Source organism: Pseudomonas sp. MG-9 (assembly GCF_018729515.1).
Classification (GTDB): domain Bacteria; phylum Pseudomonadota; class Gammaproteobacteria; order Pseudomonadales; family Pseudomonadaceae; genus Aquipseudomonas; species Aquipseudomonas serboccidentalis.
Genome location: NZ_JAHHZH010000005.1, coordinates 402,935 through 419,360, shown reverse-complemented (window position 1 = coordinate 419,360; position 16,426 = coordinate 402,935). Strand labels below are relative to the sequence as shown.

Below are 16,426 nucleotides of genomic sequence, written 5' to 3'. Positions count from 1 at the left end.
CTCCCCTGACATCGACGATCAGATATCACACAGTGATCCATCACCCTTCTTCATGTGCACCTTGACAAGGTGTCGCTGAGCTTGCACTGGGCGTCCGTCAATCATTGCAGTGTAATTTACATCGCCCCACGCACTCTCTGTTGCCAAAATTTTCTGATAGGGGAATTTCACGATAAACCCGTCAATCGTTTCCTGTAACGTTGGTATATAGGTGACTTTCTCTTCAGTACCAGGTTTTTTTAAAGTACCTGCCGCATCGGTATAACCCTGATAGATAAACTCCAACGTTTGATCGGCCAACTGCGGTTCACCGGGAGAAACCAGCACTTCGGCACACTTGACAAGTACCGGATCTGATTGCAGGGAGCCACAGTTGAACCAATCAGTAAAATCCGGATCAAGGTGCTGAAACTTAACCTCAGGAACAACACCGGGCCGAATCAAAACATCAACATCCCGGGGCCGTGAGTGGACTTCATTATCATTGATAGCAGGGTTAGTAATTTTATAGGTAACCGGCAGTGGATTACCGTTGTTGCCCGCCTCCACAACCTCCCAAATAATACTGAACGTCAAAATCCCGGTTTCCGTACCGTCCAGTTCTATAACGCCACCTTGTGCCTCTGTAACCTCGACGCCTTTCCATATCAGCGTCATGATGTCTCCATCTTTGACACCAGCAAAAACAGCTACAGTTACAGCGACATTATCAGACGCGTCGGCATCCGTCAGAATATTCGGGCCATTACCACCTGTACCTTGCACAGTAACCAGAGCCAGATTAGGATCCGGGTTTTCCCCGCCGTCACCATCTCCCGGCCGACGCAGATCGACATCCACAACTTTTGAAGGCACTGGAGTTCCTAATGGGTAACGCAGGTTATGACGTTTGATCCGATAACTGACGTCTACCTTTTTTACATCCACGTTGCCGTTAAATACATCCCGGTATGGAATGCTCACGTAGAACGGGAACGTATTGATCTTCTGCGGAGGCTGCAAGATACCGTCATATTCCACCTCCAGTTCGTCGATATCGGGCAGGAAGTTTATGTACTCAGCCAGAATACCGACCCCCAGTGGGGCCTGAGCGTCGGCCAGATCCACCAGTTTTGGCGCGGTGTCGTCATCAAACAGTGGAATACTGGGCTCTAGAAGCCCTTCAGGTGGATCGGTCAGAGTGACATTAAGCTCTGTGAAATATTGTGGTGTATTTCGGTTGCCCTTACGGTCGCTGAGGTAATAAAAAAGAGATTTTAAACCTTCCTCGGTACCCACATGCGCAGGGGTCAATCGAAACTCGATCGGAGCGGTGAGATCAGTTATGGTAAACACGCCAACCAGCGTCGGGTTTGTCAAACTCACGCCGAACCAGCACTCAATTTCATCGCCGAGCTTTCTACTCCCATAGTTTGGAACGGTGATCAATACAAAACCATTCTCATCGAAGTATTTTTTGGTAATGCCATCTCTTTCCACCTCGGCAGGAACAGTCGCCTTGCCGAAAGCTACCGGTGCTGTTGTATCAATATTAATTACCAGTGGCGTTACCTCTGATCCGTTGCCTCCAAAATTCAATACGTAACTCAATTCATGAGGTCCTGGGGTCGACGTGTAGCCTTGTGGTAAAACAAGATCAAACACGGTGATAGCTGGATCAATGGGTGTCTCGAAAAGTACTCGAGTAGCACGTATGGGAGTGCCGTCCCATTTAAGCTCAAGATATCCATTAATAATGTCTGGATGATCCGCGTCGGCAAATCGCGCGATCTGCACTTTCAGCGCAAACCCTTGAAAGCTTGAATGCAGCTGATTCGGAGCATCATCCGGTTCATCAAGCAGTAACGGATTATCCGGATGAAGTGTCGGTGGTAAAGCTGCAGCTTTCGGACTGCGAAAACGGACGCCAAAGAAACGTTCGCGGTTCTGCGCCGGTGTCAACGAGTGGAAACTTGTCATCTTTTATCATCCTCTCAGCAACTTGATTGACTGGCACAGGGCAAACAGCCTCCTTGCCAGAGTTCTTGCACAATGACTGCATGGGTAACCAGAATTTAAATAAAACTTGAAGCCAGCTTCGATTAATACTGTATCAGTACGCCTGCAACTTACTCTTCACAAAGATCGTTATCCGGCCCGCAAACAGCACTACTCGGCATTGTGCGATTGATAATGACAAACTCCGATTTTGAATTACCGATACCGCCGTTAACTTTCTTCAGGTGATAACTACACAGCGCCGAGCCATTGTTTACCATTGGCGCAATCAAGCGCTCGTAGTCGCTGACATGCACATCAAAACCTTCACGAGCCTGTTCGGCAGTGAGTTTTGTTTCGAATGTGTCGGAGGCTCCGTCAATCGGATCGGTTCCATTGCGCCCCAAACACCCCTGCCAGGACAATTCGACGATATCGTCTTCATCAAAGGCCGCATTGCCGTTGATATGTACCCAGACACCTTCCCACAACCTGGGTTTGGCGCAGCAGTGAAGTGCTCCATTCCAGTCGGCATGAGGAAACGTCGGTTCCGGCAAGTTCTCGATCACGATGATCGCCACATCAACCGCCGTCACATCCGCCTGCTGCAGGTTCACGCCATTACTGGTGGTATACCAGGTCAGCAACGACGGATTCACTTTGTCCTGGTCGATGGCCTCCCAAGGGATAACGAACTTGATCGGCTTACCGGCGACGTCACCGAGTTCAACCTCGTACTCGGCGACTGGTGTGCCGATTGCGCCCCAATAGAGGAAGAGCTTTTCACCTGGCACCGGAGTGTCATACAGAGGCAGATGTGCCTCGGCAGGCTCACCGAAATCGACGGTTAACAGCTTGTTCCGTTGTTTCGATCTGGCACCGTAAACTTCCAGCCTGGTCAATGTGGAATTCAACAATGCCGGGGCGTTGGCATGATCCTGGCCGGCGACTGTCAGATTCACCAGCACCCACGTTTCGGCAGATGGCAAGGTCGGTGTGCCGCCGCGCTGAATGCGGTAGCTCACCCAAACGTCCTGTGGCCCAAGCCCATCTGCCGTCAAGGTCGACCAAGGCACGGTAGCGACTTGCGTCTGCTTGCCGGGATCGACGTCGAGCGGAGCCAGATCATGCCCGTTCCACTGGATCAGGACCTTGTCGGAAGGGTCCGGGTTCTCATACGTTTCGATTTCGACGGTGACTGCCCGCTGGCTCACCGCGCCTTCACGAGCATGTTGACGGTCAATCAAGCCACGCGCCGACAATGGCACTTTCGGCGGTTTGAGGGTGCCAGGGGCCGGACTCAAATTGACAAAAACCGGTAACAGCGTGGAGCGCGGCCCGCGATTTCCGGCCCAGTCACGGAGCCGGTAGTAAATGTAGCGCTGCCCGGCACCGCTATGACGAATATCTGCCTCATACATCGTAATGATCAGACGTTTCTGATCAATGTCTTGCTGACTGAATTCTTGCTCACGAATTTCGATCTCCGAATCCGGAGGATCCGGGTTTTTCGTCCAGAAATAGATCGAACGATCCTTGGTCTTGACGTCGACATACAGCGGTACCTGAAACCGGACTTCGCCATACTGGGAAAGATAGTCGTCAGTGATATCCCCTGTTACATCCAGCATGATCAGACGGTCGGGGTCCTGATTGTCGTTCGGCGGCGATCTGTCGACAGTGACTAGTTTGGGATGGGAGTGCAGAGGATTGCCGCCATAGCTGACTTCGTAAGACAAGGAATAAGTGCCATGATCCAACTTCAACTTTTCCCGTGGGACGATCAGGGTCTTCTCTCCCGTATCGTCAAACGACTCACGGTAGACCTCCGAGAACGCGCCACCCAGATCCACCCAACTGACCCTGATGATGAAAGGAATGGGGTCCTCAAAGGGAGCGCTCCAATCAGGGATGATGACCGTCAGATCTTCAGCCAGAGCGGTACGTGGTAGCAGCCCGTCAGGCGCCTCCTTCCCGTCTTCGTCCTTGAGGATGGCAGGTACGCGTGGCACTTCGATCAGGTCTTCATCCCTGTGTTCAGAGCGTGTCATTGAACGAACTCCCTCGCATCAAACCAAGCAGCACATGCGCAAAGGACCAACTGTCTACGGGTCCCGCTGCGATTGATTTAACGACGTTGAAAGGGTCTTGCCTACTGTCAGAAATTACAGGTGTTACTACCGCTTGTCGGAATTGGTGTTCGTACGCGAGGGGATTTCACTCCACTCGCCCCTCTGCCATTCGTCGCAAATACGCTCCTACCTGTAATTTCTGACAGTAGCCAGCCTGCCCCTCCAAGCCTTAAATGACTCCGTCCCCCCTTTCGACCGGAGTCCCTACCATGTTGAAACAACCCCTCAGAGGCATCCCTCCTCTGGCCTTGCGCGCTCCGGAAATTCCCGGTCGTACCGAGCCGCAACTGCCCTCCGGCGAATGGGGCATCAACCGTGCCGCTGCAAAGGACAACTTTCCTGGCAAAGGTCTGAAAGTCTTCATCCCGCCCTGGAGCAACATGAGCAAAGGGGACGAGGTCGAATTGCATTACGATGGCGGCCGGGTCGACTACCACGCCATCGCGCTTGACATCGAAATCGGCGAACGTGTGACGCTCTGGCTGGAGCCGGGTCGGATCACCAACGGTTCCCATACGCTGGGCTATTCCGTCACACGCCTCTTCCAGACGCCCGAACCCTACACCCCGGCCGAACGGATCTACATCAAGCTCGATCTGCCGGGCGGTCAGGATCTGGATCCCGATCCCGGGGAACATTCAGAGCTGTACCAATACATCGACCCGGCGCTGGTTGCCGACGGTATCGACAAAGACTCCTCGGCGGCCGGTGTGGATGTGATCATCGAAGCCAAACCGGGCAACGAGTCCCGCCGGCCCTACCCGAACATTGCCCCGGGCGATATGGTCATAGTCAGTTGGGGCGGCGTGCTCTTACCGTCTGCACCAGTCACGCAGGCGCAGATCGACGATCCGGATGCCAATCCCATTGTTGTCCATGTCCCGGAAGCGGCGATTCTCCAGGCAGGGGATTCCGGCCCCGAAGGACTTGCAGTGACCTTCATCATCCACGATCTGGTGAACAACGAGGCTGAGGATTGGTGTACGGCAACCCGCCTTGTCGTCGACACCGGCAATTCACGGCTGGAGGCGCCTATCGCCCAGCAAGCCGAAGGCAATAACCTTCATCTCGACACGCTCAACGGCGCCGCCCTGCAACTGATGGTCTGGGCCTCTACGGCTGCTTATATGCAGGGCGACATCATCATCATGCACATCAAAGGCACCACCCTGGACGGTGAAGCCATCGACGTTACGGTCCGCGAATCCATTGAAAAGAACCCGCCGATGGTCGTCGAGGTCTTCCTGCCCAACAGCGCCGGCCGTGCCCTGGCAAAGACCCAGGCGCTCTTTTTCTTCGAACTGGAGCGCGACGACACGATCATCCAGCGCTCCAAAGGCCGCTTCATCAACATCGTCGGCGATCCCGTACCTCTGCTGGCCCCTATCTGTGAAGACGCACAGAACGGCGCGCTCGATCCTGACCTGCCCATTGTGCGCATCCGCATCCTGCATGACGAACGCATCAAGGAAGGCATGGGCATCGAACTCAAATGGTTCGGTACCCGTGCCGACCTGACGACCTACGAGCCAGTTCTGGACTGGTATCTGCCGAGCGCTGCCGAGGCCAACGATCCAGCAGGTTTCGTCATCACGGTGGAAGGCAAGCATGCCAAGACTCTCGACGGCGGGACGCTGGATCTGTCCTACAACCTGCTTGAAGATAACAACGGCCAGATCATCGAACGCGGTTCACAGCACGCGGCACTGCTGAATGTCGGTGAAGCGAAACTCGAATTGGTGCCGCCCATCGTCCTCGGAGAAAAGGATGGCGTACTGGAGCCCAGGGATTTGCTCAATGGCATCAGCAAGGTCACTTGCCCCACCCCCGTCGCCAATCCGACGCTCCCCAATGACGCGGTCACCTGGCAACTGCGCGATACCGACGGCGCTCTGCTTTTCGAAGACAGCAAGACACTCAATGCTCTGACCGCCGGCAAAGATGTCAACTTCCCCCTCGATATGGCATTTGTGCAGCAGTACTTTGAAGCCCATCGAGACGAGCAACTGGCCGTCAGCTACAGCATCCTGCGCTATGAAACAGGCAAGCCCAGTTATTCGAATCCGTTGGTATTCCATGTTGGTGAAGCCCTCGCCCTGATCCCGCCGAAAATCCTTCAGGCCGACCCCGATGGCAACACCCTGCAGCCGATCAACGCCGTGGATGCACTGACGGCCGTCATTGATGCGCAAGGCTTGCAGCCCGACTATCTGCTGAGCGTGAAATGGGTGGCCCCCGCCGGCACCCCCGCTGGCGGCTCCCACACCACCCCGGCCAGCCCCATCAGTGACACCACACTGAACGTCGAATTGCCGGTCAGCGTGCTGGCGTTTTGTTTAGGCAAAATCGTCACCCTGACGTACCTGATTACGCACGGCGAGAAAACCACCGAGTCGTTGCCATTGATGCTGAGTATCGGGGTGTTGCCGGTCTCGTCGCTGAATTCACCGATCATTACCGATGCCGTAGACGGTGTACTGGATGTGGCGGGGCTGGGCAGCAGCGTCCCGATCTGTGCCAGGGACTGGCCGCTGATGGCGATCTACCAAAAAGTGTGGATGACGCTGCGGGGCAAGAAAGCGGACGGGAAAGACCATAACTGTGAGGTTTGGGCCAGGGGCGAGTCTTACGTCAACACCACCTGGTTTGCGCAGAAGTACTGGATAAGAGCTGTCCCCAAAAGCTACTTCACGGAACTAACCAACGATAGCCAATTGAGCGTCAGCTTCAAGGTTGCTCTGGATCAAAGAGATGTAGAAGCCGATGCAGTGGTGTTTCCTGATCAGCGTTATACGATCAAGGCGTTTGAGGAGGTGACGCCGATCATTACCGAAGTGAGGGCTTTGCCCAGCAACGTTGTGCTCATCAATGGCGCTACCACGACAGATACAACGGTCATCCTCACGGGTACGGCGAGCAAAGGTCAAAAGGTCGAAATTTTCGACGGCACGGACTCCAAAGGCACACCGACCGCCGATATTTCCACCGGGACCTGGGACTTGCCGGTCAGCGGCCTTGCCGTCGCGGCGCACAGCCTCACCGCCAAAGCGTTGTACGGCACTGGCGCCACTTCGGCGGCGCGGACATTTACCGTTACTGCGATGGTGGCACCGACTATTACCGAAGTGAAAGCGTCCCCCAGCAACATTGTGCTTGCCAATGACGCTACCACGACCGATACAACGGTCATCCTCACGGGTACGGCGAGTAAAGGTCAAAAGGTCGAAATTTTCGACGGCTCGGACTCCAAAGGCACACCGACCGCCGATATTTCCACCGGGACCTGGGACTTGCCGGTCAGCGGCCTTGCCGTCGCGGCGCACAGCCTCACCGCCAAAGCGTTGTACGGCACTGGCGCCACTTCGGCGGCGCGGACATTTACCGTTACTGCGATGGTGGCACCGACTATTACCGAAGTGAAAGCGTCCCCTAGCAACATTGTGCTTGCCAATGACGCTACCACGACCGATACAACGGTCATCCTCACGGGTACGGCGAGTAAAGGTCAAAAGGTCGAAATTTTCGACGGCTCGGACTCCAAAGGCACACCGACCGCCAATATTTCCACCGGAATTTGGGAGTTTGTTGTCAATAGACTGGCCGTCGCGGCGCATAGCATTACTGCCAAAGCGTTGTACGGCACTGGCGCCACTTCGGCGGCGCGGAGATTCACGGTGAAGGCTTTATTCAGAGACTTTACGCCTTTCACAGACAATAACTGGAATGGCTGGGCGATAGCCATCAACTATTTTCACCAATTGAGAACCGAAGGCTCTAATACTTACTTAAGCGCCAGCGCACTTGACTTAAACTCTCAACAAGTCTTTTTATCAATTAAAAAAAGCCTTCAAAACACACCAACCTCCGCCACCCTTAAAGTTTCCTTTAAATACCGAGTACTGAATCCGGACGATGTATATATTCATCAAATAGCCGTTAAAAGCTATTTTACCGGCGCAGAAACAGCTTACGATGCATTTCTCAATTTGGATGGCGCATGGAACACATTCAACAAAACCTTTCCCACCCCAAGACCTGCGAACCTGGAATTAAATATTTTTACTGGAGTAATTACAACGGGAATCCCGATCGGCCGTTTTTCTATAGACATAGATGACATATTAATTGAAGAGGAGTAAGTTTCTAAAAACCACAGCACTGAAGATTCACACATTTCAACTTTTACGCCGACCATCTGAGTTCACAAACTTCGGCAATCCATACAGAATCAATATGATCTCTGTAGGAGCTGCCGAAGGCTGCGATCTTTGTTTCTAAAATACACGTTTAAAAGACATCTCCAGACACGCCTTACAGGCTACACATTCTTGCGCCATTGCCTACGCCTTCGCCTACGCCAGAATCCGCCGGCTTGTGCGCCTTGGGGCGGGTTCTATTGTGGGTCGGTCGCTGACTGTTCAGTGATCGGATTTAGCAGCCCGGGTTTTCTCTAGACGCACAAAGTCCGTTGCCGTTATGGCGGCTTTGCGTGGGGCACTTCGGTGCGCCGGGTTCTAGAGTCCTGGTCTGCTAACCCCCCGTACAGCCGCCACCTCCTTCGTTAGCAGCGAACGGTGGCAGCTCCACTACTCTAGAGGCTCTACCCATGATCAAACCAACACCCAACCCACCCGAATCCGACCCCACCTCCCCCTACGAATCCCTCGACTCAAAAAAACTCCACGAAGCCGCCGAACGCGCGCTCGACCATTACCTCACCCCACCCGCCCCACATTTGCCACGCCAGCCGAGCCACCTGTTCATGGTCGCGCCGGGGCGCCAATACCGAATCGCTGCTGGTCAATGCCTGCGAGTCCATGGCGTCGGCCAGTGAGATGCTCAGCGAGTTCGCAGCGACGCTGGATAAGCTGTTTCGCAACAACGTGCGGGGGCGGATTAAATGATCCGCCCCCTTTGTATTCTCCGCATAATCGGCCGTGTTCAAAGCCTGCTCGCGATGAGGCCACAACTGCTGGCGCCTATTCCTTGGGCACGACGTTATCCAGCGCCTGATTGACCGCCAACTCGCCCAGCATCACAACCTGAGCAATGCCCAGCGCCGTATTGCGACTCGTCCCCTACAGCGTTCCGGCGAAATCACCGAGCATGACCGTGACCGAGGCCAAGGATTCGCAGGCATTGACCAGCAGCGATTCGGTGTCGGTTTGCGGGTTGACCATGAACATGCTGCTGGGGGTGTACGGCGTCGCCATGATGTGTGCGGGCGCAAGGTAGTGGTCGAGGGCGCGTTCGGCGGCTTCGTGGAGTTTTCTGGAATTGAGTGATTCGTAGGGTGATACCGCGTCTGTGTTCGGCGGATTGGGTGTGGTTTCGGACATCAGATGGAACTCCGATCGAGGCACTTTGAAAGAATGATGACCTGTAGGAGCTGCCGCAGGCTGCGATCTTTTGATGTTGCTTTTAAAAAACAAGATCAAAAGATCGCAGCCTGCGGCAGCTCCTACACGGGGGCCGGGTGATCAGTTCGGCATGCGGCGGCCGTCCAGGACTCGGTTGACCATGAGTTCACTGAGCATGATCACCTGATGCAGCATCAGCATGGCGCGGCGCTGTGAGTCGTCGAGCGCGCTGCCGATATCACGCGCCATGTCGCTGGCGGCTGCTAATGATTCGCAGGCTTCGACGAGCAATGTTTCTTCGTCCACGGCGGGATCGATGAGGAAGATTCTGCTCGACTTGCGAGACGGTATTGAAGGGATCGAAATCTTCAAGGCGCCGGGGTTGAGGTAAAACTTGATGGCGCGGTCGGTCGCCTCTTTTATCTTCAGCGGGTCGAGGGCCGGGTCGTACGGGATCGGGTCGGCGTCTGGGGGGTTAGGTGTGGCTTTGAACATAAATATCTAATTCCTGATCAAGGGCCGCGACCGTTCTCTACTAAAAGAAGGGTGGCGGCTGTGCGCAGGTTAGTAGACCGGAGGAATTAGCAAGGCCGGCGCGCTCAAGAGCGCCCTGCGCACAACCACCATCGAAGTGCAGGCATACGCCTGACTTAATGGGACTCATGCACTTACTAATACCATGCGGGCTACTAAACCCGGCCACTGATGGGCAGTGGCAGGGAAACGATATAGCCCGCGCTATGGTCTTGTAAGCCGGCGGATTCTGGCGCACGCGTAGGTAACGGCGCAAGGCGTTGTAGCCGTTATGGCGTAACGGTTCGTGTACTTTAAACGGGTTCGCGCGGGTTACGTTTATGTGCAGACAGTGGCCGAATATTTCTCCCGCTCTGTTGATGTTGTCTGCCAGGCCGCCATCGCCAGCAGGCTGGCTCCACAGTTGGATTGAGTGCACTCAGTTAGAGGCCGGTTGGCTGGTAGGCCGCCATCGCTGGCAAGCCAGCTCCCACAAGGATTGAGTCAACCTGCCAGGGATTGGTCGACTGCTCGCGAAGGCTGACACCCGGGCAAGACATCCCTTCAGACAGAAAAAAACCGCCGCCCCATTCAGCCGGGACGGCGGTTTTTGTCGTTTCAGTGCTCCGTCAGACGGTATCCACCTTCAACGAATGATCATTCAACATCCCGCTGATGATCGTTGCCGTGTCGTGCCCACCGGCCACCACACCGCCCGCCCCCGGGGTCACGCCGTAGTGGCTGGCGAGGTTGACGCCGGCAAGGTCGATGGTCTGGTTCGGCGTGGCGCCGGCCATGGCGCTGACGTCGATGCTGGTGAGCAGCGAGGCGCCGCTGCCGGTGACGGTGAAGTGCAGATAGTCATCAAGTGATGCTGTGGTGCCGTTTTCACCTTGCAGCAGTTGCGACAGGTCGAGCTTGTCGGTACCGGGGGTGAAGTCGGTGATCACGTCATGGCCGCTGTTGCCCTTCAGGTACTGGAAGGTGTCTGCGCCCGGCCCGCCGGTCAGGGTGTTGTTGCCCATACCGCCGATCAGCAGGTCATCACCGCCGCCCCCGTTGAGGATGTCGTTGCCCAGACCACCGTTGATCACGTTGTTATTGTTGTCGCCGGTCAGGCTGTCGTTGAAGTTAGAACCGACGAGGTTATCGATGTTGCTGAGGGTATCGGTGCCGGCGCCGAGGGTGTTTTGCGCACCGAGCAGACCGAGGTTGACCGTGACCCCGGCCGTGGCGTGGGCATAGCTGACCGTGTCGATGCCGGTGCCGCCGTCGAGAATGTCGTTGCCCGGGCCGCTGTAGAGCAAGTCGTTGCCCGCGCCGCCGTGCATCTCGTTGTTGCCGGAACCGGCGGTCAGCACGTCGTTGCCGTCGCCGCCGTTAAGGAGGTTGTTGCCGGTGCCGGCCACCAGGATGTCGTCGCCGGCAGTACCGGTGAGGGTGTGGCCGTCCTGATAGGTGATGCTGACGTTGGCCGTGTCGCTGCCACCGTGGTTGTCGTTGGCGGTGTAGGTGCCGTTGAAGTCCGGGGTCACGTCGTGGCCGCCGGCGTAGTTGACCGTCATGGTCAATTGATAGTTTTCCGCAGCATTCGGGTTGCCGCCGCTGCTATTGCTGATGTTGGTCACGTGGATCTGGTACGTGCCATCGGCGCCGGCGGTGATGGTGCCGCCGTCGGCAATGCTGGTGAACGCGCCACCGTCGACCGAATATTCCAGGGTGACGTGTCCGGCCGCCAGGTTGTGGTCCAGGTTCAGGGTTTCACCCTGTTTCAGTTTGACGGTGATCAGGTCTTCATCATTGGCGTTGGCGTTGGTCACCGCCCCCAGGTAACCGCTGACCACCAGCACCGCCGTCATCGCCGCGGTGTTGGCCGCGAACGCATTGCGCACGTCGGCCAAGGCCTGGTTGGCGGCAGTGTTGCTGGTGCCGTTGAACGTGATCGCGCCTGTGCCGGTGAAGTCCGCGCCCTTGGCTATCCACCCGGTGTTGAAGCTGGTTGGCGAGGCGTTGAGCGTGTCGCCATTGGGGTCGGTGTCGTTGGCCAGCAACAGCTCGCCCGGCACCGTGACGTTGCTCGACAGCACGTTGGTGATGACGTGATCGTCCATCGCCACCGGTGGCGAGTTGGGGATCACTTTCACCGTCAGCGTCGAGCTGGCGAGGTCGCCGTCATTGTCGCTGAGGGTGAACCCGATGTTCTCGGTGATCACCGTGGTGGTGGTTTTCTGCGAGGTGTAGCTGTAGTCGCCGGTGTCGAGGTTGATCACCAGCGTGCCGCTGTTGTTGGTGGCGATGCTCAGCGTGTTGTTCACCGTGTTGAACGTGCCGTGGTTGGTACCGCCGGACGCGGTCAACGAGCCCTGGCCACTGAGGGCTTTCGGATCGTAGGTGTAGGTGGTGCCGTCGATCACGATGGACTTGATGAAACCGCCATCGGCGCCGAACGTACCGCCCTCACCCAGTAACGAGCCAGTGACCGGCGCTCCTTCCACGGTGCCCGACAGCACCGAGTTGAGTTGATTGAGATCGGTGACCACCACCGCGTTGGTGTCGGTGTGGCTGATGCCGTCGTACGCCAGCGGATCGAGGTAGGCATTGCTCACGCCACTGCCGAGGCCAATCGCGTAGTTCTTGATGTTGTTGGCATCGAGGAAGTTTTTCAGCGCTGCTTCATCCGCGGCGTTGATGTCGCCTTCGTTGGGCTTGCCGTCGGAGAAGAAGTAGCCGACGTTCTGCGCCCCGGTGAGTTTGCCCGAGGTATTGAACGCGGTCTGCATCACCGCCACGGCAGCGTCGTAGTTGGTACCGCCGCCAGCGGTGAGGCCGGCGAGTATGGACTTGGCCGTCGCCACATCTACCCATACCGAGGTCCGGTCAGTGGCGTTGCTGCTGAAGGTGACGAGCTGCACCTTCACGTCGCCGAGGTCGTCGTATTTGTCGAGCAAGGCACTGATGGCCTGCTTCGCCAGATCCAGGCGCGACAGCCCCGGCACGCCGGACGGATCGACCATGCTGCCGGAGATGTCGAGGACAATCAGCAGGTTGGAATCGATCTCCACCGCTGCCACCGAGCGATCCGACGCCACGGCTTTTGGCACGTCGTCGACGATGTTGACCACGAGGGTACTGGTGGTGCTGTTGCCCAGCGCATCGGTGGCTTTGTAGGTGAAGCTTTCACTCAGGGTGTTGGCGCCGTCGTTGGCGTTCGGCGTGGTTTTCGGCGCCGACGTCAAGGTGTAAGTGTAGGTGCCGTCAGCGTTGAGCTGGATCTGACCATAGGTGCCGGTGGCGCTGCCGACCAGGGTGTAGGTGATCGCCCCGCTGCCGCCGGTAACCGCGCCGACCAGCGTGCCGGTGGCGGTTTCGCCGGTGTTGCCCGGGTCGCTGCCGGTGACCGTCCCGGGGGCCAGGTCCTGACCGTCCTGGGTCAGGTCGAGGGCTTTTTCATAGACCGTCACGTCCTGATCCACCGACGCGACCAGTTTGCTGTCGGCAACGTTGATGGTGAGGGTGGTGGTGCTTTCGTCGCCGTCACCGTCGCGGATGGTGTAGGTGAAGGTGTCGGTGGCGCCCGGTGGGCTCACCGAGTTCGGGTTGCTGTGGTAAATGGCGTTGCCCGCCGCGTCCAGGGTCAGGTAGCCGTAGGTGCCGTTGATGTTGCTGTTGAGGCCGCCGATCGCCGAGCTTGAGGTGTCGCCGCCGGCGCGCACGCCGACCACCGCTCCGCCCGCCGCTGCGCCGTCCGCACCGCTGACGTCATTGCCCAGCACGCTGACATTGACCGTACCGCCCTCCGCCACCGAGCCGGTGTCGGCCTTGGCGGTCGGCAGGTCATCGATGATGTTGACGTTGATCTGACCACTGGCGGTGCTGCCGTCGGTATCGGTGGCCACCACGTTGAAGTTCTCGGTGAGGCTGTTGGCACCGTTGGCGGTCGGATGCGCTTCGTTATCGACCAGGGTGTAACTGTAGCTGACCACACCGGTCGCCGGGTTGTAGCCGGTGATGGTGAACGTGCTGCCCAGCGGCGACACGACGGATTGCGGGAAGCCTGCGGCAACGCCGTTGGTCACCACGGCGATGCCGCCGACGGTGAGGGTTTGCAGACCATCGAGGGCAGTAACCGTGAAGGTGCCGCTCTGGGTCAGCGCCGGGGTGTCAGGGCTGGTGCCGTCGCTGAGGTTTTTCTCGTAAACGGTGAGTTCGCCACCATTGACGTCGAGGCCGTTGAGCACCACCGGATCGTCGTTGTTGTGGATGTTCAGCACCAGATTGGCGGTGCTGGTGTCGCCGTCCGAATCGGTAATCGTATAGGCGAAGGTTTCGGTGCCGTTGCCGCCGCCGTGCAGATTTTTGAAGTCGGCGTCATTGGCGTCCAGCGTGTAGGTGTAAGTGCCGTTGGCGTTGAGCACCAGGGTGCCGTAAGTCCCGACGATAGTGGCGGGCGTGATCGGCCCGGCATTCGGGCCGGTCGCGACCACATCGGCGCCTTGCACATCGTTGGTCAGCACGTTGCCGGTCAGGGTCAGTTGGGTTTCCGACGCAGTGTTGGCGTTGCTGTCGTTCATCGCTTTGGGCACGTCATCGACAATGCTGACGACGATGGTGCTGGTGACGATGTTGCCCAGCGAATCGGTGGCCTGATAGGTGAAGGTTTCGCTCAGGGTGTTGGCGCCGTCGTCGGCATGCGGCGTGGTGGTCGCCGGCGCGGTCAGCGTGTAGGTGTAAGTGCCGTTGGGGTTGAGCACGATCTGCCCATAGTTGCCGGTGGCACTGCCGACCAGCGCATAGCTGATCGCGCCGACTGCGCCGGTGACCGAGCCGACGAGGGTGCCGGACGCGGTTTCGCCGGTGTTGGTCGGATCGCTGCCGGTGACTGTACCGGCAGCCAGGTCGGCGCCATCCCTGGTCAGGTCCAGGGCTTTTTCGTAGACGGTGACGTCGGTGTCGCTGACCGCTTTGAGGCAACTGTTGGCGACGTCGATGGTGACCGTAGTGGTACTTTCGTCGCCATCGGAATCTCGCACGGTGTAGGTGAAAACATCCACCGCGCCGGGGCCGCTCACGGCATTGGGATTGCTGTGGTAGACCGCGTTGCCGTTGGCATCCAGCGTCAGGTAACCGTAGGTGCCATTGATGTTGCTGTTGAGGCCACCGATGGCCGAGGTCGAGGTGTCGGAACCGGCCCGCACACCGACCACCGCGCCAGTCACGGCCGGGCCGTCGGCGCCACCGATGTCGTTGTCGAGCACGTTGCCGCTGACGGTTCCGCCCTCCGCCACCGAGGCGGAATCGGGGTGCGCACTCGGCAGGTCATCGACGATGTTGACGTTGATCTGGCCGCTGGCGGTGCTGCCATCGGTGTCGGTCGCCACCACGTTGAAGTTTTCGGTGATGCTGTTGGCGCCGTTGGCGTTCGGATGGGTTTCGTTATCGACCAGGGTATAGCTGTAACTGACCACGCCGGTCGCCGGGTTGTAGCCGGTGATGGTCAGCGTGCTGCCCAGCGGCGTGACGATCGATTGCGGGAAGCCGGCGGCAACACCACCGGTCACCACCGCGATGCCACCGACAGAGAGGGTTTGCAGGCCGTCGAGAGCGGTGACGGTGAAGGTGCCGCTCTGGGTCAATGCGGGCGCATCGGGGCTGGTGCCGTCACTGAGATTTTTCTCGTAGACCGTCAGCTCGCCACCGTTGACGTCGAGGCCGTTGAGGTAGACCTGATCGTCGTTGTTATGGATCTGCAGCACCAGGTTCGCGGTGCTGGTATCGCCGTCCGAATCGGTAATCGTATAGGCGAAAGTTTCGGTGCCATTGCCGCCGCCGTGCAGATTTTTGAAGTCGGCGTCGGTGGTGTTCAGCGTGTAGGTGTAGGTGCCGTCGGTGTGCAGTTCGAGGGTGCCGTAGGTGCCGGTGAAAGTGCCGGCGGTCACGGGGCCGGTGGGTACGCGGTCAGCGCCTTGTACGTCGTTGGTCAGGACGTTGCCGGTCAACGTGAGCGTGGTTTCCGAGGCTGTGCCGGTGTTGCTGTCATCGAGCGCTTTGGGCAGGTCGTCGATCACGTTCACATCAAGCGTTGCGTTCGCGGTGGTGCCGTTGTCATCCACCACGGTGACGGCGAACTGCTCAGGCAGGTTGTTCGCACCGTTGGCAGTGGGGTGGGCTTCGTTGTCGACCAGGGTGTAGCTATAACTGACGACACCGGTGGTGGCATTGAAACCGGTGATGGTCAGGGTGCTGCCCAGCGGTGTGGTGACCGATTGCGGAAAACCGGCGGCGACGCCGTTGGTGACAACCGCAATGCCGCCAACGGTCAGGGTAGTGACGCCGTCCAGTGCAGTGATGGTGAACGTACCGTTCTGGGTCAACGCGGTGGAATCTGGCGCGCTGCCGTCACTGAGGTTTTTTTCGTAAACGGTGAGCTCGCCACCATTCACATCA

The 16,426-nt window shown here is 57.7% G+C and carries 5 protein-coding genes and 2 pseudogenes; 2 read left to right on the top strand and 5 right to left on the bottom strand.

Annotation, left to right across the window (positions count from 1 at the left end):
- Positions 1-18: 18 nt before the first annotated feature.
- Together KKQ10_RS15735 and KKQ10_RS15730 are read right to left on the bottom strand one after the other, a co-directional pair.
- Positions 19-1,959 carry a hypothetical protein gene (locus KKQ10_RS15735; RefSeq protein WP_252191625.1) on the bottom strand — a complete coding sequence of 647 codons (1,941 nt, stop codon included), beginning with the start codon at positions 1,957-1,959 and terminating at the stop codon, positions 19-21.
- Positions 1,960-2,108: 149 nt separating this feature from the next.
- Complete coding sequence (locus KKQ10_RS15730; protein WP_215501619.1) at positions 2,109-4,028, bottom strand: hypothetical protein; 1,920 nt, start codon at positions 4,026-4,028, stop codon at positions 2,109-2,111.
- A 290-nt stretch (positions 4,029-4,318) separates the two neighbouring features.
- Here KKQ10_RS15730 and KKQ10_RS15725 point away from each other — a divergent pair, with 290 nt between their 5' ends.
- Both KKQ10_RS15725 and KKQ10_RS28425 read left to right on the top strand, forming a co-directional pair.
- Positions 4,319-8,248, top strand: a complete 3,930-nt coding sequence (locus KKQ10_RS15725; RefSeq protein ID WP_215501618.1) for an Ig-like domain-containing protein — start codon at positions 4,319-4,321, stop codon at positions 8,246-8,248.
- Between the two features lie 467 nt (positions 8,249-8,715).
- Positions 8,716-9,001: pseudogene (locus KKQ10_RS28425) on the top strand (DUF6124 family protein); the annotation flags it as partial.
- Positions 9,002-9,088: 87 nt separating this feature from the next.
- Here the strand turns inward: KKQ10_RS28425 and KKQ10_RS15715 are convergent.
- From KKQ10_RS15715 to KKQ10_RS15705, 3 genes and pseudogenes are all read right to left on the bottom strand, one after another.
- A pseudogene (locus KKQ10_RS15715) lies at positions 9,089-9,448 on the bottom strand (DUF6124 family protein).
- Positions 9,449-9,589: 141 nt separating this feature from the next.
- The gene (locus KKQ10_RS15710; RefSeq protein ID WP_215501616.1) at positions 9,590-9,964 is read right to left on the bottom strand and encodes a DUF6124 family protein; all 375 of its coding nucleotides are present in this window, start codon (positions 9,962-9,964) and stop codon (positions 9,590-9,592) included.
- A 647-nt stretch (positions 9,965-10,611) separates the two neighbouring features.
- Positions 10,612-16,426: cadherin-like domain-containing protein (locus KKQ10_RS15705; protein ID WP_215501615.1), on the bottom strand; the 5,815-nt coding region annotated here is incomplete at its 5' end.

Coding starts and splice junctions, on each gene's coding strand:
- KKQ10_RS15735 (WP_252191625.1), bottom strand. CDS start 1,959: ATGACAAGTTTCCACTCGTTGACACCGGCGCAGAACCGCGAACGTTTC.
- KKQ10_RS15730 (WP_215501619.1), bottom strand. CDS start 4,028: ATGACACGCTCTGAACACAGGGATGAAGACCTGATCGAAGTGCCACGC.
- KKQ10_RS15725 (WP_215501618.1), top strand. CDS start 4,319: ATGTTGAAACAACCCCTCAGAGGCATCCCTCCTCTGGCCTTGCGCGCT.
- KKQ10_RS15710 (WP_215501616.1), bottom strand. CDS start 9,964: ATGTTCAAAGCCACACCTAACCCCCCAGACGCCGACCCGATCCCGTAC.